General features: G+C 32.5%; 33 protein-coding genes. 16 read left to right on the top strand and 17 right to left on the bottom strand.

Annotation, left to right across the window (positions count from 1 at the left end; translation table 11 throughout):
- Window positions 1-2 precede the first annotated feature (2 nt).
- The 15 genes from aroE to ACP5FO_RS05805 form a co-directional block, all read right to left on the bottom strand.
- Window positions 3-797, bottom strand: a complete 795-nt coding sequence (gene aroE / locus ACP5FO_RS05875) for a shikimate dehydrogenase (protein WP_428157172.1) — start codon at window positions 795-797, stop codon at window positions 3-5.
- Window positions 778-1,197: a tRNA (adenosine(37)-N6)-threonylcarbamoyltransferase complex ATPase subunit type 1 TsaE gene (gene tsaE, locus ACP5FO_RS05870; RefSeq protein ID WP_428108697.1), complete on the bottom strand. Its 420-nt coding sequence runs from the start codon at window positions 1,195-1,197 to the stop codon at window positions 778-780. The genes aroE and tsaE overlap by 20 nt, the downstream gene beginning before the upstream one ends.
- Window positions 1,194-1,616, bottom strand: coding sequence for a 23S rRNA (pseudouridine(1915)-N(3))-methyltransferase RlmH (locus ACP5FO_RS05865; protein ID WP_428108702.1), 423 nt, complete (start codon window positions 1,614-1,616; stop codon window positions 1,194-1,196). The genes tsaE and ACP5FO_RS05865 overlap by 4 nt, the downstream gene beginning before the upstream one ends.
- Window positions 1,607-1,921: a ribosome silencing factor gene (gene rsfS, locus ACP5FO_RS05860; protein WP_428108706.1), complete on the bottom strand. Its 315-nt coding sequence runs from the start codon at window positions 1,919-1,921 to the stop codon at window positions 1,607-1,609. The genes ACP5FO_RS05865 and rsfS overlap by 10 nt, the downstream gene beginning before the upstream one ends.
- A complete protein-coding gene (gene nadD / locus ACP5FO_RS05855) occupies window positions 1,914-2,543 on the bottom strand; it encodes a nicotinate-nucleotide adenylyltransferase (RefSeq protein ID WP_428108709.1) in 630 nt (209 codons plus the stop codon). Before nadD ends, rsfS begins: the two co-directional genes overlap by 8 nt.
- Window positions 2,540-3,772 (bottom strand): glutamate-5-semialdehyde dehydrogenase, encoded by a 1,233-nt coding sequence (locus tag ACP5FO_RS05850; RefSeq protein ID WP_428157171.1) that lies wholly within the window; start codon window positions 3,770-3,772, stop codon window positions 2,540-2,542. The genes nadD and ACP5FO_RS05850 overlap by 4 nt, the downstream gene beginning before the upstream one ends.
- Before the next feature lie 11 nt (window positions 3,773-3,783).
- A complete protein-coding gene (gene proB / locus ACP5FO_RS05845) occupies window positions 3,784-4,905 on the bottom strand; it encodes a glutamate 5-kinase (protein ID WP_291490543.1) in 1,122 nt (373 codons plus the stop codon).
- Entirely contained in the window at window positions 4,884-5,846 is a 963-nt protein-coding gene (gene obgE, locus ACP5FO_RS05840) for a GTPase ObgE (RefSeq protein WP_428108717.1), read from the bottom strand. Before obgE ends, proB begins: the two co-directional genes overlap by 22 nt.
- A gap of 4 nt (window positions 5,847-5,850) precedes the next feature.
- Window positions 5,851-6,099: a 50S ribosomal protein L27 gene (rpmA, locus tag ACP5FO_RS05835; protein WP_428108722.1), complete on the bottom strand. Its 249-nt coding sequence runs from the start codon at window positions 6,097-6,099 to the stop codon at window positions 5,851-5,853.
- A gap of 30 nt (window positions 6,100-6,129) precedes the next feature.
- Entirely contained in the window at window positions 6,130-6,429 is a 300-nt protein-coding gene (rplU, locus tag ACP5FO_RS05830) for a 50S ribosomal protein L21 (RefSeq protein ID WP_428108725.1), read from the bottom strand.
- A 65-nt stretch (window positions 6,430-6,494) separates the two neighbouring features.
- Window positions 6,495-6,773, bottom strand: coding sequence for a DUF2250 domain-containing protein (locus ACP5FO_RS05825; protein ID WP_428157170.1), 279 nt, complete (start codon window positions 6,771-6,773; stop codon window positions 6,495-6,497).
- Complete coding sequence (locus ACP5FO_RS05820; RefSeq protein WP_428108731.1) at window positions 6,766-7,317, bottom strand: HD domain-containing protein; 552 nt, start codon at window positions 7,315-7,317, stop codon at window positions 6,766-6,768. The genes ACP5FO_RS05825 and ACP5FO_RS05820 overlap by 8 nt, the downstream gene beginning before the upstream one ends.
- A 47-nt stretch (window positions 7,318-7,364) precedes the next feature.
- Entirely contained in the window at window positions 7,365-8,375 is a 1,011-nt protein-coding gene (gene cydB, locus ACP5FO_RS05815; protein WP_428157169.1) for a cytochrome d ubiquinol oxidase subunit II, read from the bottom strand.
- 11 nt (window positions 8,376-8,386) lie between these two features.
- A complete protein-coding gene (locus ACP5FO_RS05810; RefSeq protein WP_428108741.1) occupies window positions 8,387-9,694 on the bottom strand; it encodes a cytochrome ubiquinol oxidase subunit I in 1,308 nt (435 codons plus the stop codon).
- A gap of 13 nt (window positions 9,695-9,707) precedes the next feature.
- Window positions 9,708-10,112, bottom strand: a complete 405-nt coding sequence (locus ACP5FO_RS05805; RefSeq protein WP_428108749.1) for an RrF2 family transcriptional regulator — start codon at window positions 10,110-10,112, stop codon at window positions 9,708-9,710.
- Window positions 10,113-10,417: 305 nt separating this feature from the next.
- Here ACP5FO_RS05805 and ACP5FO_RS05800 point away from each other — a divergent pair, with 305 nt between their 5' ends.
- From ACP5FO_RS05800 to ACP5FO_RS05735, 14 genes are all read left to right on the top strand, one after another.
- Window positions 10,418-11,071, top strand: a complete 654-nt coding sequence (locus ACP5FO_RS05800; protein ID WP_428108757.1) for an AmiS/UreI family transporter — start codon at window positions 10,418-10,420, stop codon at window positions 11,069-11,071.
- A gap of 165 nt (window positions 11,072-11,236) precedes the next feature.
- A complete protein-coding gene (locus ACP5FO_RS05795; RefSeq protein ID WP_428157168.1) occupies window positions 11,237-13,189 on the top strand; it encodes a uroporphyrinogen-III C-methyltransferase in 1,953 nt (650 codons plus the stop codon).
- Between the two features lie 299 nt (window positions 13,190-13,488).
- Complete coding sequence (gene dsrA, locus ACP5FO_RS05790; protein WP_428157167.1) at window positions 13,489-14,712, top strand: dissimilatory-type sulfite reductase subunit alpha; 1,224 nt, start codon at window positions 13,489-13,491, stop codon at window positions 14,710-14,712.
- 3 nt (window positions 14,713-14,715) lie between these two features.
- Window positions 14,716-15,804 (top strand): dissimilatory-type sulfite reductase subunit beta, encoded by a 1,089-nt coding sequence (dsrB, locus tag ACP5FO_RS05785; RefSeq protein ID WP_428157166.1) that lies wholly within the window; start codon window positions 14,716-14,718, stop codon window positions 15,802-15,804.
- Between the two features lie 11 nt (window positions 15,805-15,815).
- Window positions 15,816-16,058, top strand: coding sequence for a hypothetical protein (locus ACP5FO_RS05780; RefSeq protein WP_424662946.1), 243 nt, complete (start codon window positions 15,816-15,818; stop codon window positions 16,056-16,058).
- Window positions 16,059-16,067: 9 nt separating this feature from the next.
- On the top strand, window positions 16,068-17,750 hold the full coding sequence (locus tag ACP5FO_RS05775) for an NAD(P)-binding protein (RefSeq protein WP_428157165.1): 1,683 nt from the start codon (window positions 16,068-16,070) through the stop codon (window positions 17,748-17,750).
- A gap of 11 nt (window positions 17,751-17,761) precedes the next feature.
- A complete protein-coding gene (locus tag ACP5FO_RS05770; RefSeq protein WP_428157164.1) occupies window positions 17,762-18,103 on the top strand; it encodes a TusE/DsrC/DsvC family sulfur relay protein in 342 nt (113 codons plus the stop codon).
- 58 nt (window positions 18,104-18,161) lie between these two features.
- Window positions 18,162-18,932 carry a respiratory nitrate reductase subunit gamma gene (locus tag ACP5FO_RS05765; RefSeq protein WP_428157163.1) on the top strand — a complete coding sequence of 257 codons (771 nt, stop codon included), beginning with the start codon at window positions 18,162-18,164 and terminating at the stop codon, window positions 18,930-18,932.
- A gap of 10 nt (window positions 18,933-18,942) precedes the next feature.
- Window positions 18,943-20,418 (top strand): sulfate reduction electron transfer complex DsrMKJOP subunit DsrK, encoded by a 1,476-nt coding sequence (gene dsrK / locus ACP5FO_RS05760; protein ID WP_428157162.1) that lies wholly within the window; start codon window positions 18,943-18,945, stop codon window positions 20,416-20,418.
- 9 nt (window positions 20,419-20,427) lie between these two features.
- Complete coding sequence (locus ACP5FO_RS05755; RefSeq protein WP_428157161.1) at window positions 20,428-20,778, top strand: DsrE family protein; 351 nt, start codon at window positions 20,428-20,430, stop codon at window positions 20,776-20,778.
- 15 nt (window positions 20,779-20,793) lie between these two features.
- The gene (locus ACP5FO_RS05750; protein WP_428157160.1) at window positions 20,794-21,216 is read left to right on the top strand and encodes a DsrE/DsrF/DrsH-like family protein; all 423 of its coding nucleotides are present in this window, start codon (window positions 20,794-20,796) and stop codon (window positions 21,214-21,216) included.
- Window positions 21,217-21,220: 4 nt separating this feature from the next.
- Window positions 21,221-21,772: a precorrin-2 dehydrogenase/sirohydrochlorin ferrochelatase family protein gene (locus ACP5FO_RS05745; protein ID WP_428110787.1), complete on the top strand. Its 552-nt coding sequence runs from the start codon at window positions 21,221-21,223 to the stop codon at window positions 21,770-21,772.
- Entirely contained in the window at window positions 21,759-23,123 is a 1,365-nt protein-coding gene (locus ACP5FO_RS05740) for a cobyrinate a,c-diamide synthase (protein ID WP_428110788.1), read from the top strand. Before ACP5FO_RS05745 ends, ACP5FO_RS05740 begins: the two co-directional genes overlap by 14 nt.
- 24 nt (window positions 23,124-23,147) lie before the next feature.
- Complete coding sequence (locus ACP5FO_RS05735; RefSeq protein WP_428110789.1) at window positions 23,148-23,807, top strand: hypothetical protein; 660 nt, start codon at window positions 23,148-23,150, stop codon at window positions 23,805-23,807.
- Here the strand turns inward: ACP5FO_RS05735 and ACP5FO_RS05730 are convergent.
- Window positions 23,795-24,391, bottom strand: coding sequence for a GGDEF domain-containing protein (locus ACP5FO_RS05730; protein WP_428157159.1), 597 nt, complete (start codon window positions 24,389-24,391; stop codon window positions 23,795-23,797). The genes ACP5FO_RS05735 and ACP5FO_RS05730 overlap by 13 nt on opposite strands.
- Window positions 24,392-24,474: 83 nt before the next feature.
- Here ACP5FO_RS05730 and ACP5FO_RS05725 point away from each other — a divergent pair, with 83 nt between their 5' ends.
- Together ACP5FO_RS05725 and ACP5FO_RS05720 are read left to right on the top strand one after the other, a co-directional pair.
- On the top strand, window positions 24,475-25,113 hold the full coding sequence (locus ACP5FO_RS05725; protein WP_428157158.1) for an ABC transporter ATP-binding protein: 639 nt from the start codon (window positions 24,475-24,477) through the stop codon (window positions 25,111-25,113).
- Window positions 25,097-25,876: an ABC transporter permease gene (locus ACP5FO_RS05720; RefSeq protein WP_428110792.1), complete on the top strand. Its 780-nt coding sequence runs from the start codon at window positions 25,097-25,099 to the stop codon at window positions 25,874-25,876. The genes ACP5FO_RS05725 and ACP5FO_RS05720 overlap by 17 nt, the downstream gene beginning before the upstream one ends.
- Here the strand turns inward: ACP5FO_RS05720 and ACP5FO_RS05715 are convergent.
- Entirely contained in the window at window positions 25,865-26,638 is a 774-nt protein-coding gene (locus ACP5FO_RS05715; RefSeq protein WP_428157157.1) for an MBL fold metallo-hydrolase, read from the bottom strand. The genes ACP5FO_RS05720 and ACP5FO_RS05715 overlap by 12 nt on opposite strands.
- Window positions 26,639-26,891: the final 253 nt, after the last annotated feature.

The raw sequence follows: 26,891 nt of genomic DNA, 5'->3' as shown, positions 1-26,891 counted from the left end.
TGTTAGCTTGGGCCATTTATAACCTCAAATGCATGGTTTATATCAAACTCAATGTCAGTCCAGATTTTAAATGCATGGTATGCCTGATAAATAAACATTTTTGTTCCATCTATACTATTTATTCCAAGACTTGCAGCTTTCTTTATAAGCTCAGATTTATAAACAATATCTATTAATAAACTATTTTTGTTTAATAAATTTAGATCAATGATATCTTCGCTACCTAATATGCCAGCTGATGTTGTGTTTACAATAATTTCATTTTTATATATATCTTTTTTTTCTATTAAATTAAGTGTTATTAAGTCTCCAAATTGCTCTTTAAGTGTAAAAGCATTTGCAAATGTTCTATTGTAAATATTTAAAGATTTAACGCCCTTTTTATAAAAGGCATAAATGCAAGCAGCAGATGCTCCGCCAGAACCTAATATGCAGATGCTTTTATTGCAATCTATATCTTTTATGGTTTCAAAAAAGCCAAGGTAATCTGTATTGTAACCCAAAAGTGCCCCGTTTGAATTTTTAATTGTGTTTATTGATCCAATAATTTTTGCTTGACTCTCGATAGAATCTAAGAATTTAATCACTTCGTTTTTGAAAGGTAATGTAACGTTTAAACCTTTAATACCAAGACCTTTAACGCCTTCTATGGCTTGTTTTATATTATTTACTTCAAAAGCTAAGTAAACGGCATCAATACCATATTTTTCAAACATAGCATTGTGTAACTTCGGTGATAAGCTATGCTTTATTGGTTTGCCAATTATCGCGTATAATTTAGTTTGTGGCCCAATCAATCCCGATACTCCTTTGTTTTATTGTTGAATTAAATTCTATCACAATATCGGGTTTAATTACAAGTAAATTCGGCCATTCTATAAAAAAAATTGCTACTTGATCAAAGTATTCAAAAATTCCCGTATTAAGAAGCTCTTCTTTTGTTTGAATTCTATATAAATCCATATGTATTACCTTTTTTTCTTTTGTGTAATATTCATGTGCGATAGTAAAGGATGGGCTTCCTTTGAAATCTTTAATACCTAGATAATGCAAAACAAATCTGACAAAAGTTGTTTTACCACTTCCTAAGTCTCCTTTTAAAAAAACAATAGCTTGCTTTTTTTGTTTTATTATTTGTGCAAATTCTTGTGCTATTTTTTTTGTTTGGGACAGTGTTTTTACATTATAATATATCATTCTTTATGGTAGGGTATATTTTTAATTATTGTAAAACTTCTATACACGCTTTCGCATACAATTAATCTTGCGATTTGGTGCGGAAGTGTAAGTTTTGAAAGAGAAAGAAAAAAAGCGTTTTTAAAAGATTTTTTATCTATTCCAAAAGCACCGCCAACTACAAATACCATAGTTTTATTGATTGTTTCGATAAGATTTGCAAATTCGTATGAATTTAGTTGTTTGCCGTTTTCATCGAGTATAAATACAAAATCATCTGGTTTTATCTTTTTTTGTATAAACAAGGCTTCTAATTTAAGCGTTGAAGGTTTAATGTAAATCATTTCGGCACTGCAAAATGCTTTTATACGTTTTATATAAACTTCACAAAAACTATCTAACTTAAGTTTTTTCCCCACAAAAATAAACTTTACTTGCATTCAAAAATGTCAATTGGCATATCTTTCCATAAATACTCTAAGTCTATTTCTTTTCTTTTTGATTCACTGAATAAATGAATAATAATCAGTCCGCAGTCTATAAGTATCCAGTCACCCTTTTCATCACTTTCCACATGGTTAATTATACTTAATTTTTCAAGCTCATCCACACAAGCAAGGGATTGATTTAAAGAACTACTTGTGCCTATAACAAAATAATCAAATAAAACCTGTATATTTTTCATGTCAATAATTTTAATGTGTTCAATTTTTTTTTCGCACAATATATCTAAAATTTTATTCATTAAGGTAAAACCTCTTTTCTAAAATCATTTTTTCTACATCGTAGGGCACAAAATACCTGATGGTTTTTTTTTCTTTAACACGTTTTCTAATCTGACTTGAAGATATGTCTATTTTTCGGTAATAAATATAAGCACTTTGGTGTCTTGGGGGGTATTTTGCAATTTTTTTTGCTTCAATAAATTTTATCCAGTTATATTTTAATTTTATTTGTTCAATACTATATTTGGGCCTTGTTATAATAATAAAAGTTATTTTATTAAGTAGTTCTCTATAGCCCTTCCATGTATCGATACTCAAAAATGCATCTGCACCTATGCAATAAAACAGTTCATCATTTTTGTATTGTTTTTTTAACAAATCAATTGTATCTACAGTATAGCTAATTTCTTTTGAGTTTATTTCGATATCACTTACTTCAAAGCCCTCAAGACCAGCTACACTTAAGGCAACCATATCGTACCTGTCTTTTGCACTTAGATCAATAATCTTTTTGTGAGGCGGTATGCCTGTTGGTATGAATACAAATTTATCAATAAAAAAATACTCCTTTATTTCAATTGCACTGATTAAATGACCAATATGTATAGGATTGAATGTGCCACCAAAAAAAGCTATCCTCATGATCTTATTTGACCATTTCCTCTAATTTTATATTTGTATGTTGTAAGCTCTTCCAAAGCCATTGGACCTCGTGCATGCAATTTTGAAGTACTTATACCTATTTCTGCTCCAAAACCAAATTCACCACCGTCACTAAAACGTGTAGAAGCATTAACATAAACACAAGCAGCATCAACTTTATTCAAAAAATCTTCTGCATTTGTGTAATTTTGTGTAACAATGGCTTCTGAGTGTTTTGAGCCGTACTCATTGATATGCTCTATTGCCTGGTCTGTACTATCAACGATTTTAATGGATAGTATGTAATCTAAATACTCTGTTTGCCAATCTTCTTGAGTTGCTTGTTTTATATTAGGTAAAATTTTAAGCGTGTTTTCACATCCTCTAAGTTCAACAATATTTTCAAATTTTTTTGCTAGAGCAGGCAAAAACTCACTTGCAATATTCTTCTGGACCAAAAGCGTTTCTATGGCATTGCAAACGGATGGTCTTTGAACTTTTGCATTGTATGCAATATTTAATGCCATATCAATATTTGCGCTTTCGTCAATATAGAGATGACACAAGCCTTTGTAATGCTGAATTACTGGCACTGTAGCGTTTTTAGAGATAAATGTTATAAGTGATTCTCCGCCTCGCGGGATTAACAGATCTATATACTTGTCCATTTTAATTAAATGTTCAATAGCTTGTCTTTCTGTTTTGTCTATAAATGTTAAAAAATCGGGGTTTATATTGAATGATTCAAGTGTTTGCCTAATTAGTGAGCTTAAGTATTTATTTGTGTTAAACGCTTCTTTTCCACCCCTTAGCACGCATGAATTCGAACTTTTGAAACACAATGCAAATGCATCAACTGTTACATTTGGCCTTGCTTCGTATATTATTGCTATTGTTCCAATGGGAACACGCACTTTTTCTATCTCAATGTCATTTTTTAGCTTCCAGCCTTTTATAATTTCTCCTACCGGGCTTTTAAGGTTTATTATAGTATGCAAAGACTCAATTATTGAATCAATTCTTTTTTCATTCAAAGTAAGCCTATCTGTTAGGGCTTTAGAGATGTTACTTGATTGAATATCTTTTGAGTTTTCATCCATGATATGGTTTTTGTTTGTGCTTATGTTGTGAGCAATTTTTTCTAAGCAAGCATTTATTTTTTCTTCGCTTAAACAGATTTGTGAAGCTTTTTTTGCTTTTTTACATAGATTTTCAATATAATTAAACATAAATACTCCTTTTAGCTGTTTTGCAATATTATTATATTATCTGTACTTATTACATCATCTCGAGTTTTATGACCCAATATTTTATCAATTTCCTTTGAATGAATGCCTTTTATTTTTTCAATATCAGTAGAATCATAATTTACAATGCCTTTTGCTACTGATTTGCCTTCAAAGACAATATCTACTACATTACCTTTTAAAAAAACACCTTCAATATTTTTTATACCTTTTGCCAGGAGTCCTTTGCGTTGCTTTATACTTTCAAACGCACCGCGATCAATGTATAGTTTGCCCAAACTTAAACAATTATTGATCCAGTATACTTTTGATTTTACATAGTCTTTCGGTAAAAAAATTGTATAAAGGAAATTTTTGTCTAAAAATAAGCTTTTTATAGGATTTGTTTTTTTACCATTAATTATGACAGCAGTTTTGCCCCCTTTTGATGCAGTTAGAGCTGCTTTTATCTTGCTGGCAATACCGCCTTCTCCAAGCTTACTTTTACCTTTTAGGTTTTTTAATAAAGGTTCTTCATTGGTAATTGTTTTTATAAGTGTGCTATCTGGATATAATTTTGGGTCTTTATCAAATACGCCATCTACATCTGTTAAAATTATAAGCAAATTACCTTCAACAAGATTTAAAATATGAGCCGAAAGGCTATCATTGTCACCAAACATTAATTCTTTAACTGCAACCGAATCATTTTCGTTTACTATGGGTATTATCTTTAAACCAAAGAGTGCTTCAAATGTATTTTTGGCATTTAAATAGCGCTTTCTGCTTAATATATCTTCAATACTTATCAAAACTTGCGATACATTTAGTAAATAATGTGCAAATGCTTTAGTATATAAGCTCATCAAGTAAGGTTGTCCGATACTTGCCAAAGCCTGTCTAAGAGGTAGGTTTTCGGGTTTTTTCTTAATTTTTAGAATTTTCATACCGCATGCAACAGCACCGCTAGATACAATAAGTACTTCTTTATTTTGATTTATTAAAAAAGAAACATCCTGAGCTATTTCATTAATCTTATTAATATCTATATCGTTGTTATTTGCTACAATAGCACTACCAACCTTAATAACAATCCTTTTATATCTGTTTATATCTATATATTCTTGGTTATCCAATCAAGGAGCTCCTTTATATTTGTTTTCTTTAGTGCGCTTATAAAAAAAATATCATAAGGTGTAAATTGTTTTTTAAAGTTTTCTTTATCTATATTTGCTAGAATATCAATCTTATTTAAAGCAATTGCAAATTTTTTAGTTTTTAAACCTAACCCATAAGAGTCAAGTTCTTTTACCAAAATATCAAAATGTAATTTTGGTTTATCTGTTATGTCCAAAATAAATAACAAAATTTTAGTGCGCTCAATGTGGCGTAAAAAAGTTGTACCCATACCTTTGCCTTGGCTTGCTCCTTCAATTAGACCAGGTATATCAGCTACCACAAAATCTTTATCATTATGCGAGACGTAACCTAAATGCGGTACAAGCGTAGTAAAAGGATAATTGGCAACTATAGGTTTAGCGTGCGAAATAGCCCTGATCAAACTTGATTTACCTGCGTTTGGAAACCCCACAAGGCCTACGTCAGCAATAAGTTTTAACTCTAAAATAACCATTTGTTCTAGTGTTTTTTGCCCTTTTATTGCAAATTTTGGTGTTTGGTTTATTGAGGTTGCAAAGTGAGCATTACCTTTTCCACCTCTACCACCATAACTTGCTACAAACTCTTTTTTATCTGTATCTAAATCAGCTACTACGTTGTTTTCAATGTCTTTTATTACTGTACCAATGGGTACTTCTATTACAATATTGTTTCCGTTTTTCCCGGTTTTATTATTTGAAGAGCCACTTTGACCATTTTGAGCTTTGAAAGATTTTTGAAAACGAAACTTTAGCAGCGTATTTTCATGTTTTGTAGCTTTAAAAACTACATCTCCGCCTTTACCACCATCGCCACCATCTGGACCACCTTTGGCAACGAACTTTTCTCTTCTAAAGCTTACACAACCATCGCCACCATTGCCTGATTTTATGGTGATTTTGGCATAATCTATAAACATTTTGTTAGGCTATAACGCTAACTATCTTTTTCCCTAACTTTTCTCCAAATTTAACTGTACCACTTTCAAGGGCAAATAGAGTGTAATCTTTGCCTAATTTTGTATTGAGACCTGGATGAAAGTGACTACCTCTTTGTCTAATAATGATCTCACCTGCATTTACAAATTGGCCGTCAGATCTTTTAACGCCGAGCCTTTTACCTATTGAATCTCTGCCGTTTTTACTACTTCCGAGACCTTTTTTATGTGCCATTTATTGCCTCCTTATATTTATTTAATGTAATTAAGCCAAAATTTGTGTAATTCTAACTTGCGTAAAATGCTGTCTATGACCGATTTTTTTCTTAAATCCTTTTCTTCTTTTAAACTTAAATACAATTATTTTTTTTGCTTTGCCTTGAGATATAATCATGGCTTTTACTTTAGCATTTTCAATATATGGATTTCCAACAGTGTCGTTAATCATAAGAACTTTATCAAACTCAATTTCATCGCCATTTGCTGCCTTAATCTTTTCTATTCTTAAAATATCTCCCTCTTTAACAATGTATTGTTTTGAACCAGTTTCAACAACGGCAAACATAAATTACCTCCTTTTAATCTCAACCTTTACTTTTACTAAATTTGGTATTTTTTGTCAACAAAATACTAATCTAATAGATTCTTAATAAATTGTTTCCCTTTTTTGCTTAATTGGTAATATGTGTGGTTTCTGTGTTTTATTATCTTTATGCTGTTATCAATCTTATATTTGGTTAATTTAGCACTAACTTTTTCTAAATAACCTAAATCAAACAAATCTTTATGAATTTTGAATGCTTCGCAAAGTTTTATATTAAGTGCCTTAGCTAAAGATTTAGAATAATCACATCCTTTTTGCATATGGTACTTTAGAACTTCTATTTCTAATGCGCTTAACTCACACACCTAATTTATCTGCAATTTTGCTAAGTGATTGTATTAGAAATTCTATATGTTCATCTAAATCGACATTTAAATCTAGCGCAGAATTAAATATATCATCTCGGTTTACAGATTTAGCAAAACCTTTGTCTTTTAATTTCTTTTTGACGCTTTTCAGTGTAAGGCTCGAAATTTTTTTATCTGGCATTACATATGTGCAAGCTAAAATAAATCCGCTTAGCTCATCAACTGCAAATAATGTTTTAGCCATTAATGTATCCCTATCTACACCAGTGTAGGTTGCATGAGATAGTATAGCTTTTATAACATCTTCCGGGTATCCTTTTGCTTTTAAAATCTCAGCGCCTTTATATGGGTGTTCTGCTGCTGTTGGGTATTTTTCGTAGTCAAAATCGTGTAATAAGCCAACAATAGCCCATTTGTTCTCATCTTTACCAAATTTTTTAGCATAAGATTTCATAGCTTGTTCAACTGCCAATGCATGCTTTATTAATGATTCGGATTTAGTATATTCACACAGCAAATCATAAGCTTCGTCTCTGTTCACTTTAAACCCCCAATTAAATTATTGGGAAACTAAGCTTCCCAATAAAATCAATAGCCTTCTTCACTTTTTGTTTTGCCGTGAAATATTTTATATGAATAAATGGTATAAATCAATACTAAAGGCATGCCTATAATTGCAATTATAAGCATAGTTTCAAGTGTTAATTGCGTAGAAGAGGCGTTGTAAATGGTCAAACTATATGCAGGATTATTTTTGGCTATAATGAGATTTGGAAATAAGCTTAAATATGCGCTCAATATTATAGTAGCAATAGATAAAGAACTTGCTATGAATGCACAAAGTGGATTGTTTCTTTGAATCCTAATCAAAGAAGCAACCATAAACACAAGTCCAAGTAGCGGTATTAAAAACATAAACGGATTTGCTAAGTAGTTATTAAAAAGATTTTTGTGGAACATATAGGCTAATATTGTGCATAGCAAAAATAAAATAAAATAACCGCTCCAGTAAACCTTTGCCCAATTTTTTACTTTTTGTTGAAATTCGCCCTCGGTTTTTAAAAATAACCAAACTGTTCCTTGATAAGATAGCATAAAGAAAGCTAAAACGCCGACTAAAATAGAATAAGGGTTCAGCAGATCAAAAAAAGTACCTATATAATCGCCACTTTTGTTCAAATCAAGACCAGATAGCACGTTTCCTACGGCTACGCCAAAGAGTACTATAGCAAGTATACTTGATATAGAAAAAATCCAATCAAATAAAGTTTTTGTGGATTCTTTTTGAAAATGGTTTCTAAGCTCTAAAGAGACCGCCCTAAATATCAAAGCAAACAAAAGCAAAATCAAAGCTAAATAAAATCCGCTAAAAACAGTTGCATATACCATTGGAAATGCAGCAAATAAAGCACCACCGCCAGTAACTAACCATACTTCATTTCCATCCCAAACGGGTGCTATGGAGTTGCGAGCAATGTCGCGCTCTTGAAATTTTGCAAATAAATATACCGAGCCTACACCTAAATCAAAGCCATCTAAAATAGCATATCCAATTATTAATATGCCAACAAGAAAAAACCATATTATATTGAGATCCATTGTAAGCCTCCTTAATCCATTTTAAAAGTTTTTACGGTATGTATTGTTAGATATAAAAATACACCAAACAAAATCGCATAAACTAATGTGAATCCTATTAAAGAAACAGCCACATCACCAGCCGGTAGTGGGCTAAATGCATCCTTTGTTCTAAGCAGACCATAGACTGCCCATGGTTGTCTACCAACCTCTGTTGTTATCCAGCCAAGTTCGTTTGCAATGTAAGGCAAAGGTATAAATGCCCACAAAGCAGCAAGGTAAGGTTTTGTGGTAAATATCTTTTTCTTGTAAAGCAAAAATACGCCAACTAAAAAAGTAAATATAAATAGAGTGCCAAGTGCTACCATCAAGTGAAAAGAGTAAAATGTTAATGTCATAGGAGGCAAATCATTTTTTGGAAATGCATTGATACCTTTCACAACTGCATTGACATTATGATCAGCTAAAAAACTTAAAGCGCCTGGTATTCCTATTTCGACAAGCATTTTATTTTGTGAAGGATCAGGTATGCCAAAAACGAGCAATGGTGCTTTACTTTGTGTTTTAAATAAACCTTCAAAAGATGCTAATTTTTCTGGTTGAGTTTTTGCAACTACCCTTGCACTTTCATCGCCAAACGGGAAAAGCTGTAAAATTGATACTATTACGCCAAAAATTACAGCTAATTTCAATGATCTTTTAGCAAGCTCTAAATTTTTTCCTTTTATTAAAAAATACGCACTAATACCAGCCATAAATATCGCACCCGTGATGTATGATGCATCTACTGTATGTAAAAACATAGAAGGCATTGTTGGGTTAAAAACTGCTTCCCAGAAGTTTGTCAAGACAGCCCTGCCACCCTCCACCTTATATCCAGCGGGTGTTTGTTGCCAAGAATTTGCAATTAATATCCACAAAGCAGACAGTGTTGAGCCGAAAGCAACCATCAAAAACGAAAAAAACCTCATAAATCTCGATAGTCTATTTTTGCCAACCAAGTATAAACCCAAAAATGTACTTTCTAAGAAAAACGCAAAAATACCTTCAGCAGCCAAGGGCGCCCCAAATATATCTCCCACAAACCTTGCATAATTTGACCAGTTTGTACCAAATTCAAATTCCATTACAATGCCTGTTGCAACGCCAATAACAAAGTTAATGGCAAAAAGTTTAGCCCAAAAATCCGCCATTTTTCTGTAAATTTCATCGTTGGTTTTAAGGTACATATACTCAATTATAGCTATTAGCGTACCCAAACCGATCGTAAGCGGTGGATAAATAAAGTGAAAGCCTGCAGTAACGCCAAACTGTATCCTGGACAACAACTCTGCATCCATAAACCTTACCTCCTCAAATTCTAAAGATTATATCTTTTAATTTTAAATCGTATAAAGCCTTATTCATGCAAAGTTCTAATTTTTGCAAATGATATGTGAAACTACAGTATGAGTTTAACTCGCAGGCAGCTGGATCATCTGTACATAAATTTACATGTTTGTAGCCGTCAAGATCTTTCATTATATCCAAAACGCTAATTTTGCTTATATCTAGTTCTTTATTAAATTCAATGTAGCCGCCTCTGCCCTGAGAAGACAAAAGATAGTTCTTTCTAACAAGTTTATTCACGATTTTATGTGCAAATGGCTTTGGGATATAGAGTATTTTGCTAATTTCTTCAACTGTTCCACTTTCAATATTTGAAAGCAAGCTTAATATCCTTATAGCGTAATCAATTTCCCTTGAAATAATATTCATAGTTAAAATATAAAAAATATAACTAAAAAAGTCAAGATTAAAATGCAAAAAAATTCTAATTTAACTTAAAATTTTTTGTAACAATTATTTAATATGATTCAAAGTATAAATTTAAAAAAATTAATCAAAAGTCCTTTATTTATAATAAAAAATCAAGTAAAATTAAATTAGAAAAACTAATAATATTTTAAAACGATATTAAATTATTTTCTTGACAAATAAAAAAATATTACTAAATTATATAATTAGTAACTTACGTAAATTACAAAATAATAAAAATCTTTAACTAAAGGAGGTGACTCGGTATGAGTCAAAAAAGTTTCTTATCTCAAAGTTTTCTAACATTTGTCATGTGTTTTTTCTTTTTTCTGACGCTTTTTTGTAACGCCTATGCTGCTAATCAAACACAAATAGCAGTGGGTAAGTGGATTGCTCCTATAATTTATTTAGGTGCATTTGCTTTATTGTCTCAAGGATTTATGCATCTAGACCCTGAAAGAAAAAAAGCTAATGAAAAAACTGTAGGAGTAATAACTTTAGTTGTTGGTGTAATGTGGTGGCCTTTTTTAATAGCTATGATTTCCAATGAAGGACTTGGGCCAATAACAAATTTTGTTGCAGGTCTTGCCGGCATGTATGCTTTCTTTTTTATGGTTTTGGGTATATTGGAAATTTTTTCGCTACCTAAAAAATCTCTCGGTGGGATTGCTATTTTAATTGGGTGGCTCACGCTTGCTTATGCATTATTTTGGTTATTAAATGGTCTAAAAGTTAGCTGGGCTTATCATGCATCGATTGCTTTTGTGTGGTTTGTAGCAATGAATTTAGCAGGTTTACTGATGCAAGGTAAAATGAATGAAAAACTTGTAGGATGGGTGGTAACATTTGCAGCTTTGTATACATTTGCTATTCCCGCAATTTTATGGTCTTTGCCCGTTGGAATGCAGGGACCTTTTTAATAAAGGAGGAGTAAGTATGTCTTTAGTTAACTATTTGATAGGCTGTGCTGTTTTTGGATGGCTTTTTGCATTATTTGTTTGGCTGACACCTGATAAACAATAGACCAAAGGCTTTGCCTTTGGTCTAGTTTGACTAAAAATATATAATATGCTAAATTCTTCTTTATGAAACTAAAAAGTTTAATCAGTTTGGCTAATCCTTTTAAAGCTCATTATATTAAAGAAAAACTAAATTTGTTTGGTAAGTATTTAGAATTCAGTTTTGATTTTCAAGATTGTAACTCTATAGAGCAAACAGCTTCTTTCTTGCATGATAAAATTATTGATTGTGCAGTAATTGATGCAAAAAATTGTTTGGATTTTAAGTTAGATTTTTTAGATTGGTTTTTTGTAAATTTATATGAGAATATTGATTTTGATCTTTTGATTTCGAATCAAGCCAATAAAGAAAAAATAGGCGTCGTAACGAATAGTCAATGGCTTTACTGTAAAAAAAGATTTAATAATGCAACTATTTCTTTTATAAAAGAATTTAAAAGCATTGATCAATTACTAGCTGATTATAGTACAGTTATGCTTCCAGGTTATGTTGCATATGATAGTAAATATGAATTTTATACTGAAAAAATTAATATAGCTGATATACAAAAATCTTCGTTTGAAGGTTTTGCCTGCGTTGAATTTAGAAAAAATGACGAACGTTTTACTTTATTGCGTCAGTTTTTTATAAAAAGCGTTTATTTTATTGGCGCAGGTGTAGGTAGTTTGAAGTATGCAACACAAGAGGCAATCCACACAATTAAAAATGTTGAAGTATGTCTCTTTGATAACTTAATGGATCATGCTTTATTGGATTTTCTTCCTGATGATGCAATTTTGGTGGATGTGGGCAAAAGATGTGAGCATCACAAATTAAATCAATCAAAAATCACTGATTTAATAAGTACATATGCTCGAATGGGTTTTAGAGTAGGCAGACTAAAGGGAGGAGATCCTTCAATTTTTGGCAGACTTGCTGAGGAAATCAAGGTGTTGGAAGATTTAAAAATTAATTTTAATATTGTGCCTGGTATAAGTACTATAAATGCGTTGTCTATAAAAAGTGGCATTATTTTGACACGAAGAGAAGTAAATAGGGGTTTTTGCGTTTTATCTGCTATTAAACATAAAGGTGCTGCTGCTGAATTTAGTAAAAGTGAATTGTCAGGTTTGCCTTTAGTTTTTTTTATGGGAGTTAAAGTCGTAGGTAAGATTAGTAGTTCCTTGATAAGTGAAGGTTATTTGCCACAAACCAAAGTTGCCGTAGTATTTAGTATTGGCTCAGATAAAGAATTTACAGTTAGGGGTACTTTGTCCGATATAGCTAGTAAAGTTAACAGCATAATGGATCATTTATTTTTTGACAATCCACCTGGGATTTTTATAATAGGTGAAATTTCGAATTTTTATTACAAAAGAGCCGGTTTATTACAAGATAAAAGGATTTTGTTGCCTATGCCACTTGACGACAAGTTGTACTTTGGTTTTAAAGATACTCTAGCAAATCCACTTACATATGATTTAGATATAAAATATAATATTAATAGTGAAATTTTGGGAAAAATTATTGCTTATGACGCTATTGCTGTTTCATATGTAAAAATAGCGCAAGCTCTAATTGAGGCTTTTTTTGAACAAAAAAAGGATATTCGCATGTTACCTAAAATAATAACTCAATCCGATGATGTTTTAAATCTCTTTAGTCAGTATGGTTTGCGTTCAGTTATAGATATTGAAACAATTAGCAATTTAAATGTGTGTATTTTGTATAACCATGTTTGTTGTGATGATTTTGTAAAAGCATTGTTAAAAAAGAATCAAGTATCTGAAATAAAATTGAAGAGCCATATTTATAAGCAAAACAAGCTTCAAACATTCGATATGATTTATTTTAATGATTTAGATCAATATTATGATTTTGTGTATGCATATGGTGCAAACTGTTTAAAAGATAAAATAATTTTATTAAAAAATATATCAGACCTAAAAGAGATTTCTCCACAAATTAAAAATCCTTTTTGTATGTTTGATAAAACAAATTTTAAATCAAGTGTAGCAAATCTAATAAAAAATTTATAAAAAATATTTATTGTGATTCAAAAATTTAAAACTTTATTTTAGTATATAATTCAATAATATAAATTTAGCAATAAATAATTATTTATAATAAAAAATTATGTTTTAATAAATAAAACTTATTTTATCATATTTAAGTTTTTGTTGTATTAAAGAAACAATGTGGCAAAAAATAAAATTATTTTTTTTGTTCGTTTTTACATTGACTTTTTATATATTAAAGCCTAGATTTGAATATAAGATAATTAGTGTACTTATTTGGTTATGTATTTTGCTTTAATTATTTTTTAAGGAGGTTCTAGATGGCAGGCACAAAACACAAAACGCCTCTTTTAGACGACCTAAAAGAGGGTAAATGGCCAAGTTTTGTCAAAGAGCTTGAAAGGGCTGCTCAGAAAAGCCCGAGAACAGAAGACCTTATTGGTCAGCTAGAAAAATCCTATGAGGATAGGATACCTCACTGGAAACATGGTGGTATGGCAGGTGTTAGAGGTTATGGAGCAGGTATAGTTGGTAGATTTTCTGATGAGCCCGACGAGTTTCCGGGCGCAAAAGAGTATCACACGGCAAGATTGAATCAGATTGAAGGTTTTTTCTACACATCTGATGTATTGAAGAAGCTGGCGGATGTTTGTGATGAGCACGCAGGTGGTTTATTTAACTTTCATGGTTCAACAGGAGACATCCAGATACTTGGTTTTAAACAGGAAGAAGCAGAAGAGCTATTTCAAAAATGCACCCAGTTAGGTTTTGATCTTGGTGGCAGTGGCTCAGCGCTTAGAACACCAAGCTGCTGTGTAGGTCCAGCTCGTTGTGAGTGGGCAACCTACGATACACTCCACATCACAGATAACTTAACAAGAGAATTCCAAAACGAGATGCACAGGCCAACATTTAACTATAAGTTTAAGATCAAATGCGCTGGTTGCCCAAACGACTGCATAGCATCTGGTGCCAGGTCTGATTTGTCTATTGTTGGGGTATGGAAAGACAACATTAGGATTAATCAAAAAGAAGTATCAGAATATGCAAAGAAATTCGATATTAAAAAGTATGTAGTTGATAAATGTCCTACTCATTGCATGGATTATACTGATGGCAAATTAACAATTGATGATTCAAATTGTGTAAAATGTATGCACTGCATAAACTCTATGCCCAAAGCCCTAAGGCCTGGATTAGAAAAAGGTGCACAAATTAGGATAGGTGCCAAAGTGCCAATGGTGCAAGGACCAAGGTTAGGTTTTATATTAGTGCCATTTTACGATGTGAATAAAGATAAAGAAGAGGATTACGCTTTCCTAAAAGATCTAATTCAAAAGATTTGGGACTTCTGGGATGAATATGGCACAAACAGGGAGCGCGTAGGAGAACTTATACAAAGGGTAGGCGTAGGCAACTTCCTTGAGGCCATAGGTCTAGATCCGCTACCAGAAATGGTAGAGCACCCAAGGGCAAACCCATTCATTAAATTTGAAGAGTATTTGGTAGCTGATGAAGAAACCGAAGAAGGAAAGGAGGGTTAAATTATGCCAGATGTAGATAAAGGAACAGTAAGAATTACAGATATAGGTCCGCCAAACTATGAAAATTTTTTACCGCCAATAATAAAAAGAAACTATGGCAAATGGCTATATCATGAAACTTTAAAACCAGGCGTTATGGTTCATGTGTCAGAGTCTGGTGAGAAGCTATATACTGTTAGGGTAGGCTCAACAAGGGTAGTTAGTAGCGATTTTGTAAGGGATATATCAAATTTAGCCGATAAATACTGTGATGGTTATTTGAGATTTACTACAAGGAATAACTTAGAATTTCTCCTTGAAAAAGAAGAAAATATTGAACCCTTAATTAAAGAAGTTCAGGCACTTGGTTTTCCTGTAGGTGGAACGGACCATTCTTTGGGTAATATTGTGCATACTCAAGGCTGGCTGCACTGTCATACATCTGCAAGCGACGCATCAGGCGTTGTTAAGGCTCTAATGGATGAGTTCTATGACTATTTTGTGGGAGATAAACTACCCGCAAAGGTAAGATTGGCATTTGCATGCTGCCTCAATATGTGCGGTTCTGTTGGTGCCTCAGATATTGCAATTGTAGGTATGCATAGAAGACCTCCAACAGTTATGGCAGATAGGGTAAAAGATTTATGCGAGATACCAAGCACAATAGCAGCATGCCCGGTAGATGCAGTAAGGCCAAAAACTATAGATGGCAAGCCTTCTGTGGAAATCGATGAAGACAGGTGCGTTTTTTGCGGTAACTGTTATACAGTATGCCCTGCGCTTCCTATAGCTGACCCTCTAAATGATGGTCTGGCAATATTTGTTGGAGGCAAAGTTGCAAATGCAAGAACAAAGCCGACTTTTTCAAAACTTGCTGTCCCGTGGCTTCCAAATAATCCGCCAAGATGGCCAGAAGTTATTGAAGCTGTAAGAACAATACTTGAAGCATATAAAGAAGGTGCAAGAAAAGGTGAGCGCGTAGCAGAATGGATTGATAGAATAGGTTGGCCGAAATTCTTTAAGATAACGGGCTTTGAGTTTACAAAGTACCATATTGATGATTTCAGACTTGGTGAAGCAACCATGAATTACTCGAACTATGCAAGATTGTAAGGAGGCCCAAAATGACTGATGAGCAAAAACAAAAGATAAAGGAATTTGTAGTTAATCTTGTAAAGGAATACCATGGCAAAAAAAGATTCAAACCTCAAGATCTAGAAAAAGAAGTTGAACAAAACTTTCAAAACGAGAATATTACAAGAAAAGATGCAAAAGCCGCTATCAAGGAACTTACAGATAATGGTGAATTGATTTATGGTTACGCAGGAGGTAGCTTTCTGACTTTGCCGGAAGATCAAACACAATAAGGAGCTTTTATGGCTTTAGTAAAGGTAAAAAAAAGTATTAAGAGTTTTAGCAAACCAAGCGGTACAGAATATTCTTCTGATAGGCCCATATATGTAGAAAAGCGTCCTCCCTGTTCTGATACCTGTCCAAATGGCGAACAAGTGAGGGAATTTTTGCAATATATTGCTCAGGCGCAAGATTACGGTAGGACCTATGAAGAAGCCCTGGAGGGCGCTTTCTATATCATTGCTCAAACAAACCCTATGCCTTCAACAACGGGAAGGATATGTCCACACCCTTGTGAGTCAAGATGCAACAGAAAGGACAAGGATAGCGCTGTAAATATCAACGCTTCCGAAATGTTTATTGGCGATTTTGCAATTCAAAATAAGTTGCCTTTAAAAAAGCTTGACGAAATCTTTGAGGGTAAGGTAGCCGTAATTGGCTCTGGACCAGCTGGATTGTCTTGCGCCTATCACTTGGCAAGAAGAGGTATAAAAGTTACCATATTTGAAAAAGAAGAAAAGCCGGGTGGTTTGCTATACTATGGTATACCAAATTTCAGGTTGCCTAAAGACATTGTAAGCACTGAAATACAAAGGATATTAGATTTAGGTGTTGAAATTAAATGCAATATCACAGTAGGTAAGGATATTAGCATTGATGAGTTGCAAAAGGATTTTGACTCTATATTTGTAGCAACGGGCGCATACAAGCCAGAAAAGCCAGATTTGGACAATATTAACAATATAAAAGGCGTCTATAGTGGTCTTGAGTTTTTGTACCGTTTTGCCAATAAAGAAAAGATAGATATAGGCAAAGATGTAGTGGTAGTTGGTGCAGATACTGCAGCAGATGCTGCTATGATAAGCAAAAGATGGGGTGCAAACGTTACGTTTGCCTACAGAAGAACTGTGCCAGACAAAGAAACTTTTGACAAAAAAGCTTCAAGAGAGGCAATTGATGCTTACGAAGAGGGCATAACTTTTCAGTTTGCCACTGTGCCCGTTGAACTTGTAAGCGAAAACGGAAAACTTACAGGTGTTAAATTTCAGAAAATAAAGGTAGGCGCAAAAGATGAGCGCGGCCATGCAGCGCAGGTAGAAAACGTAGGTGAGCCATTTTTGGTAAAAGCTGATACCTTGATTTATTCAGTAGGCCAAAAACCTGATTACACGGGCTTAGAAAAATTACTTGGACAATCAGAAGGCTTTGTTAAAATCAAAGATAACTATCAGATAGAAGGCCAGGACAAAGTGTTCGCAGGTGGCGATGTGGTAGGCCCCAGGTTGATGTATGTAACTACAGCAATTGGGCATGGTTTTGCTGCAGCGGTTAATATTATAGAACACTTAAGTGGCAAACAGATAATTGAGAAAGATACGAGAAAGGTGATTGAATCTGACAAGATGCATCTAGATTTATATGAGACAAAACCGCGCCACGAAAGAAAGTTCAGAGAACCAAACGAGCGCATAAAAGATTTTGAGCCCTTCATGAACGCATTGTCAATGGAAGAGTTTATTGAAGAGACAAAGCGCTGTATGAGCTGCGGACTGTGCTTTGACTGCGGCAATTGCTTTACGTATTGTTCTCATAGTGGCGTTAAAAAATTACCAAAGGGTCAGCATTACGAGTTTCATCTGGAAACATGCGATGGATGTATGAAATGTTTTGAAAATTGCCCATGTGGCTATATAGAAAAAATGTAAAGGAGGAATAAATGGCTTTTTTAGATTTTAATGGCAAAAAAATAGAGATAGACGATGAAGGCTACATTCAGCATCAAGAAGAATGGAGCAAAGAATTAGCTGAATTTATGGCAAAGCAAGATGGTATAGAGTTAAAGGAAGAACACTGGAAACTTATTGATTACATAAGGGAATATTTTAAAGAATACCAGGTAGCTCCTTCCGTTAGAGCAGTAGCAAAACAGACTGCTGAAATTTGCAATCTGCCAAATGTTCGAGAAGGAAATAAATACATCTATGTTCTATTCCCAGAAGGTCCTGCAAGGCAGCTTGTGAGGTATGCAGGTTTGTCAAAACCAACAGGCTGCGTATAAAACCTTATAAAAAGGCGAAAATCTTTTTTCGCCTTTTGTTTTGCTTTTGGAGGAAATAATGGATAATTTAGATTTTGTGAGTTTTATATACGTTATTTTGACATATGCTGCTTTTGCAATTCTTATTATTGGTATTGTGTGGAAAATAATTGTATATGCCAAAACTCCCATGCCTGTTAAAATACCTCTTACGCCTGCGCCGAAAACCAAAACAGGAGCATTTTTTAGGGTGCTTGGAGAGGTTTTTTTCTTTAAAAGCCTTTATAGATCAAACAAAAGTACCTGGGTTGGAGGGTATGTATTTCACGTAAGTTTGGCTATAGTGCTTATTCAGCATGTTTTAAGGCATTATGTGTATGATTTTTATCACGGCAATCCTCCAGCATGGTATAATCTTCTTGTGCCTATTGGTCTTGTGTTTGGTACACTTATGTTAATAAGCCTGATTTATTTATTTTTTAGACGAATGTTTGTAGAAAGGGTCAAGTTTATAAGTGTGTTATCAGATTACTTTATACTGGTGCTTTTGATGCTAATTACAATAGCAGGATTGTCTGAGATAGTATTCCAAAGTCCAGCTGCGCTTGAAAAAAGTGTGGTGCAATTGGACGCATTTTTTAATAAGCTATTTATTTTTCAGCCAGTTGATATACCACACAATCCATTTTTCCTGCTGCACTATACTTTAGTCTTAATACTGCTTGCCTATATACCATTTAGCAAAATTATGCACTTTGTGGGTATATTCTTTTCTCCAACACTTGCTATGAGTGATGATGTTAGAGAAAATAGATACACAGATGAAAAAACTACAAGGTTAACGATTTAGGGGGTTAAATATGTCAAAAGAACACTATCATATTCACAAACTTACGGGAAAGATACAGACCCCAAAACTTTTAAGAAAAGGCAATCAGGCCAGTGAGTTTACTTTCCCAGCCCTTGAACAGGATATGGAAACTTTAGGTTTTCCAAAGAAACTTCAAGAAGGCTGGCAGGATAAGGCAGTTGGTGTATTTAAGGAACTTTTAGACAACAATAAGGCACTGAAGACATACATGGATATATGTGTAAGGTGCGGTGCTTGCACAGATAAGTGTCAGTTTTTCTTGGGCAGTGGCGATATCAACAATACACCTGTTGGTAGAGCAGAGCTTATGCGTAAGGTTTACAGGTACTATTTCACACCGTTTAGTTCAAAAGATTCCAAAGAGCCATTTAGCGAACATGTATTGAAACAATGGATGTCTTATTTTTATCAATGCTCGGAGTGCAGAAGATGCGCTCAATTTTGCCCTTATGGCATAGATACAGCAGAAATTACAATGGCAGCAAGAGAAATAATGGACTCTATTGGCGTTGGTGAAAAGTATGCTACAAACACAATAACGCAGGTTTACAGAACAGGCAACAATATAGGTATAGATGCAAACGCATTAAAAAATACAATTGCAGAATTTGAAGAAGATTTAAAAGATGAAACAGGTAAAGACATAAGGATACCAATTGATGAAGAAGGCGCAGAAGTTTTGCTTGTGCCGCCGTCTGCTGATTTTTTTGCCATACCGCATATTGAGTCAATGTTTGGTTATGCGAAGGTATTTTACAAAGCAGGTATTAGTTATACATTATCATCTTATGCATCTGAGGCTGCAAACTTCGGTATGTTTATAGGAAGTTACACAAATACCAAAGAGATAAATAAACGTATCTGGGAAGAAGCAAAAAGGCTTAAAGTAAAGCGTGTTATTATAGGCGAGTGCGGTCATGCCTGGAGAGCAGCTTATAATTACTCAAATACGATGAATGGACCATTTGATTTTCTGGACCCAAAATACCCGCAGCCATCCCATATATGCGATTTCACACTTGGCCTTATTAGAGATGGTGTAATTAAAATAGATAAAAGCGCAAACGACGATAAAACAGTAACCTATCACGATCCATGCAATGTAGCAAGGGCATCTCGTATGGGCACCCAACCAGGAGACCAATTTAGCATACCAAGGGATTTAATTAAATCTGTATGCAATAATTTTGTAGATATGCAGGAAGGAGCAATAAAAGCAAAAACATTCTGCTGCGGTGCAGGTGCCGGACTTTTAACAGACGAAATTATGCAAACACGCATAAATGGTGTAATGCCAAGGATGCAGGCTTTCAAGGAAGTTGTTGATAAAAATAATGTAAACTTTTTTGCTACAATTTGTGCAATATGCAAAACACAGTTTTACGCAATGTTTCCTCTTTATGGTTTTGAAAGAGACTGGGTTGGCGGCATACATCAGCTGGTAAGCGCTGCAATTGTACTGTAAGGAGTATTTATGTACAAAGTTTTGTTTCATATTGAACTTGATGCAATAGAACCCTTAAAAGTAGCAATAGGAAACATTAATAACCTTTTAAAAGAAATCCCAAAAAGCCAATGCGATATAGTGGTTGTGGCTAACTACAAAGGCCCTTTGCTATTTGTAAAAAACATGTTTGATCAGGAAATATACACTGATATAAAGAAATTGCATGAAATAGGTGTGGTATTTTTAATGTGCAATAATTCTTTAAATAACTTGAATTTACGCAAAGAAGACTTAATTGAAGAGGTTGGTATAACTAAAGCCGGTATTTTAGAAATCATTAAGCGTCAAGCCGAAGGTTATGCTTATGTTAGAACATAAAATGTAGGAGGAAAAATGGAAAGAAAGTTAAAAAAGATATCTATAATTATATCAAGAAATGGTTTTGAAGAAGTTTTACCTGGTCTTATTATGGCAAATGGTGCCAGGATGGAAGGTATTGATGTAATGTTGTTTTTTACATCATTTGGCTTGGATGCTATAATAGATTCAAAAATGGATAATTTGCCGCTAATAAACAAAACACACCCGGAACTCACAATAGAAACCATGAAACAGGCAATGGAGAAATTTGATTTTCCAACAATCAGAGAGTTTGTTGAAATGATACATGACTCAGGGGCTAAAATTTATGCATGTCGTGCTACTGTTGATTTATGGGGTATAAAAGAAGAAAATTTTTGCCCTGAAGTAGATGGTATAATATCGGTTGGACAGTTTTATACATTTTCAGATGATGCACAGATAATATTTACGTAAATTTATGGCTTATTTTCCTATTTTTGTTGATCTTAAAGACAAAGAGGTAATAGTAATAGGGGCAGGAGAAGTAGCTTATAGAAAGATTGAAACTTTACTGCCCTTTGGCCCCAAAATAACTGTTATTGCTAAAAATGCAATTAAAGAAATTGAGAATCTTTTTGAATTAAACAAACTTAATTTAAAAATTAAAGCATTTGATGAAACAGATATTGAAGATAACCCTTTTTTAATTATTATTGCAATAAATGATTTAGTATTGCAGGAAAAGATTGCTATGATTTGTAAAAACAGAAAAATACTGGTAAATGCTGTAGACAGTCCAAAATATTGTAATTTTATATTTGGTTCTATTATACACAAAAAAGATTTAGTAATTGGTATAAATACTTCATCAAAAGCACCGGCAGTATCAAAAGCTTTAAAAAAACACATTTTATCTTGTTTACCGGATAATATAGAAAAATTAATCGAAACCGTAAGTTCATTAAGAAAAGTTGATGCCAAAACAATGGATAGTACAATAAAAGGTTTTTTTAAAAATGAAAGAAATTAGTGCTCCTCGCATATACATAAGTGCTTTTAAAAAAAGTTCTGGAAAAACAACCATTTCAATTGCATTATCGAAGATTTTATCCAGAAAATATAAACTTTTAACATTTAAAAAAGGGCCCGACTATATAGATCCAATGTGGCTTGAACTTGCAAGTAACAATCCTTGTTTTAATTTAGATTTTTTCTTTTTAAAAGATCAAATATATAGTTATTTTGTTAACAAAATAGATCAAAGTAAATGCAGCTTTTTTTTAATTGAAGGAAACCATGGTTTGTTTGATGATATTTATTTGGATGGCAAAACGAGCAATGCCAGTTTAGCTAAGATTACAAAAACGCCAGTAGTAATAGTAGTAGATGTAAGTGAATTAGGTAGAAGTTTGGTTGCTTTGTTAAAAGGAATAGTGGATTTTGATAAAGATGTTTTTATATCTGGTGTTATTTTAAACAAAATTCAATCTGTAAGGCAAGAAAAAAAATTAATAGAAGCAATCAAAAATTATACAGATTTACCTATCTTAGGTACTCTACCAGCTCAAAGCATATCAATAACCCAAAGGCATCTAGGCCTAACCTCAATATTACAAGAAGAAAAAAAACAAGAATTAATAGAAAATATAACATCTAATTTAGAAAACTATCTCGATGTAACACAGATTACTAAGATTGCTTACAGTGCTCCAAAACTTCATGTTGATAATTATAATGTGCCTATTAGAAAACTAAAAAAACAGGTTGTTATTGCTATTGCTTTTGACGAAGCATTTAATTTTTACTACAAACAAAATTTACAAAACTTACAATCCATGGGCGTAGAAATAAAAAAATTTTCTCCAATAAAAGATGTGCATCTTCCATTAGCCGATGCAATTTATATTGGAGGTGGTTTTCCTGAGTTATTTTTAGAAATTTTAGAAAAAAATGCAAACTTAAGAAGTCAAATTAAAGAGAAATCCGAAGAAGGTTTACCCATTTATGCCGAATGCGGTGGTTTAATGTATTTAACTAAATCTATTGAATATAATGGTAATATAGGCAAAATGTGTGAGGTGTTTGACTTTAATACAAAGCTTTCAAAAAGACCAATTGGTCATGGCTATACAATTTTATCCCCCCAAAATAAAAATAGTTTTTTAAATAGTAATAAGATTTTTGCTCATGAATTTCATCATGGTTACTTTGAAAATAATGAAAGTCTTAAGTGTTTTTTTAATATCGAAAGAGGTTTTGGCATAAATGGCACATGCGATGGTGCTGTTAAAAATAATGTTCTAGCAAATTTTTCACATATTTTTGATTATAAGAATGATTTTTTTTATAATTGGATTAAATCAAACAAACTTGATTCTTAAATAATTTAATGTATAATTCAAACTATGTTGTCAAAAGCGTTTAGCTGGTTTTCTGGTGGTTTTGAACTTTTTAAGCAAGCTTGGCTTGTTTTTGTACTTCAAACAGCTTTTATATTTCTTACAATTGCAGTTTCGTATTTGATGAAAATATTTCTTTTATCTACATTTTTATACATTATACAATTACTTTTGACTGCCGGAATGTTTATGAGCTTTGATAATGTAAAAAATGAGCGGAAAATTACTTTTGATAATTTATTTGATGGATTTTCAAATAATTTTTCCAGTTTAGTATTGTTAAGTCTTATTTTTTTGATTTTTAGTCTTATTGTGTCTTACATACTGGTTAAGTTTTTAAATATAACCAATTTCACTACAAGTTATAAACATTTAGATTCGAAAAGCTATTTGGCGATATTTCTAGTCATGATTTTTGATATAATAATAAATTTTGTTTTAATACTAGCTATTCCTTTTATAGCAATAAAAAAAATGAAGATTTTGAAGGCTCTTCAAGCAAGTATTTCAATTTGTTTTAAACATTTATTTACACTTATTTTTTTGTTTTTTATCTACATTATTTTGTCAGTATTGGCTACTTTTTCACTGCTTGGATGGTTAGTATTGTTTCCTATAGGTATCGGTTCGGTTTATACTATTTTTAAAGAAAATTACAGTATATGAAATCCAGTTTTGTCTTTTTTTGCCTTATAGAGTGCCTCATCTGCTCTTTCTAAAAGCGAGTCTTTGTTGTCGTTTAAAGTAATTGAAGTAGCTCCAATTGATATATTAATTAAAAGATTATCTTTGGGCGTTTCAAGTGCAGAAAAAATCTTTTTGACATATGGTCCAATTTTATTAAATGTTGTATGAGGCAGTATTACCGCAAACTCATCTCCACCCCATCTGCATAATATATCACTGGTTCGCGAATTATTTATTAGAATATCAGAAAAGTATTGCAATACCTCATCACCTTTTAAGTGACCATATGTGTCATTTATTTGCTTAAAGTCGTTTATATCCATTATGCATAGAGAAAATATAAAACCATAGCGATTAAATCTACATAATTCTTCTGATAAAGCTTTTTCAAAATATCGTCGGTTATATAATTTTGTTAGATGATCTTTATAAGCTATATTTATGAGATTGTCTATAACGAAGGCATATTTTTGCTCAATGTCGATTTGTGAAGCCGAAACTTTGCCAATTTTATCGCATATTTGGCTTAAAAAATACATATAATCCCGATGTTGCTTTTGCATGAACATCCTCCGTCTATATATGATGGAACCAGTATATAAAAATTATTTTGATAAATCAATAAAAAAATGATAAAATTTAAAAAATGTTTGAATTAAAACGTGTGAGTGTTGAAAAAAATGGTAAAAAAATCATAGAAAATGCGACATTCAAGCTTAAAAACTCTGGATTGGTATGGCTTAAAGGAGCATCTGGTAGTGGAAAATCAACAATTTTAAGAATAATGTGTGCTTTAGAGAAACCATCTAGCGGTGAAATTTTTTATAAGGGTGTATCAATTTATGAATTTGACATTCCTGAGTTTAGGTCAAAGTGTATTTATGTACCTCAAATGCCCATCCTTGGTCAGATGAATGTAATGGATTGTATTAGATTGCCATTTAGTTTTAAATCCAATGCAAATAAAATTTTTGATGATAAAAAACTGAATGATCTACTTGAATATTTTGAATTACAGGATGCTGCAGAAAAAAACATCAATCAACTTTCAGGTGGTGAAAAATTACGCATTGCAATTATCAGAGCTTTATTGCTTGAACCCGAGTGTTTATTGCTGGATGAACCTACAAGTGCCCTTGATGCTAAAATGGAGCAAAAAACATTACAATTATTAAAATCCCTATCCGAAAAAAAACTTATAGTAAGTTCTTTTCACACAGAATCTATAAAAGAATTTTGTACACAAAAAATTGAAATTAAGGATCATTATGCAATCGCAAGTTGAAACTATTTCATTAATGCAGCTTATTATATCTTACTTCATGCTTTTTGTAGCTTTTTTTGTTAGTTATACAGAAAAGCTGAAGCTAACAAAAGATATTATATATTCATTTATCAGAATGAGCGTGCAACTTTTACTAATTGGATATATTTTAAAATTTATATTTCAAATTAATAGTGCAATATTGATTATAATTTATTATGCTATAATGGTTTTGTTTGCAGCAAATATCGTCAAAGAAAGAACAAAAGTAAAATTTGCACATGCAAACATAATTATATTTGGTGCTATTTTTATAGCAGGGTTTGTTGTTACACTTTTTATGTCTTTTGTTAGTATTGGACTTAAAAATCCTTTTGAAGCAAGGTATTTTATACCATTAGCAGGCATGATTGTTGGAAATTCAATGAATTCTACGACGATTGCAATAGAGCGTTTTTATAGCGATATACAGCAAAATAGACAATACATTGAAGAATTGCTTGCATTGGGTGCACTTCCAAAAGAAGCTGTATTTGAATTAAAACAAAAAGCTTTTCGCTCAAGCCTTATGCCACAACTTGCAAGCGTTAGCGCTATGGGTATTGTTAGCCTTCCTGGTATGATGACAGGCCAAATACTTTCTGGTGTAAACCCAATAGAAGCTGTAAAATACCAGATGATAATACTTATAGCCATTAATACAGCAATTTGTCTTTCGGTATATATATTACTTTCTTTTGAGCAAAAGAAATTTTTTAACTCTTTTATTCAACTAAACATTTAAAAAATCCTGCGGTATTTCATAGTACATATTGTCTATGTCTAGTTCAAGATTTTCAAGCCATGCGTAAAACTTTTCTATATTTTCTTTACCTTTTATAAAAGCACCGTGCTGGGGAGCAATGAGATCTATATCCAATTGTTTTGCCATATTAATCCATTTTTGAATTGCTATTTTGCTTGACATATATCTTTTGTGAAAACCAATCATATATTGAGTATGATTTTCAAAATTATCCACATATATATAATCCTGACCCAAAGATGCACCAAGGTCGCCGCTATATAGAATTTTTGATATTGGATCGTATATTTGAAAATTTCCTGGCGAATGTAAAAAATGAGCGGGTAATATGTAGAGCTCACAATTCTCAGTCAGTTTTATTTTAGCGCCTTTATCGTCAATCCCAATTAATTTGTTTACAAATAGTGAATCAACGCCAATATGAGGCAAAAACCTTATCCATAAATTTGAAATTAATGCTTTTGTTTTTGGTAATGTCATTAGCCAGCCGTTGATTGCAGATACAATATCAGGATCCTGATGGGACAAAAAAATATACTCAATGTTACCAATACCACTTATTGCGCCAATTTCTGTTAGGACATGTTTAAATACTTTATGACCTCCTGGATCTAATATAATACTTTTTTTGTTATCAACAATTAAATGAACATTAGCTTGTACCATCTGGCCTCTACCAAAATCCTCAAGTAATATGTTTTGATGTATGGCATTTGAAAATAATAATGTATCATTACCCATACAAATCCCCCTGTATTTCATTAATTTTAATAACTATTTTAGTTTAATTTTTTTTACTAAATTTGTCAAGTTTTTTATAGTTAATTTTTCAGGAGATTTAGTTTAGATTCTTTAAAAGTTAACGCTTTTGCAATAACGAAAACATAACAATTTTATTCAAAGCTTATAAAAAAATATTAGATTGCCAGCAAAGCCAATACCTAGCTTGCGGCAAAACGCCCGTAATTCCCTTCAAAACGGGAAAGAATGCAAC

Origin of the sequence: Desulfurella sp. (assembly GCF_049977265.1) — a bacterium.
GTDB lineage: Bacteria > Campylobacterota_A > Desulfurellia > Desulfurellales > Desulfurellaceae > Desulfurella.
This window is presented reverse-complemented; position numbering and strand designations above follow the sequence as displayed.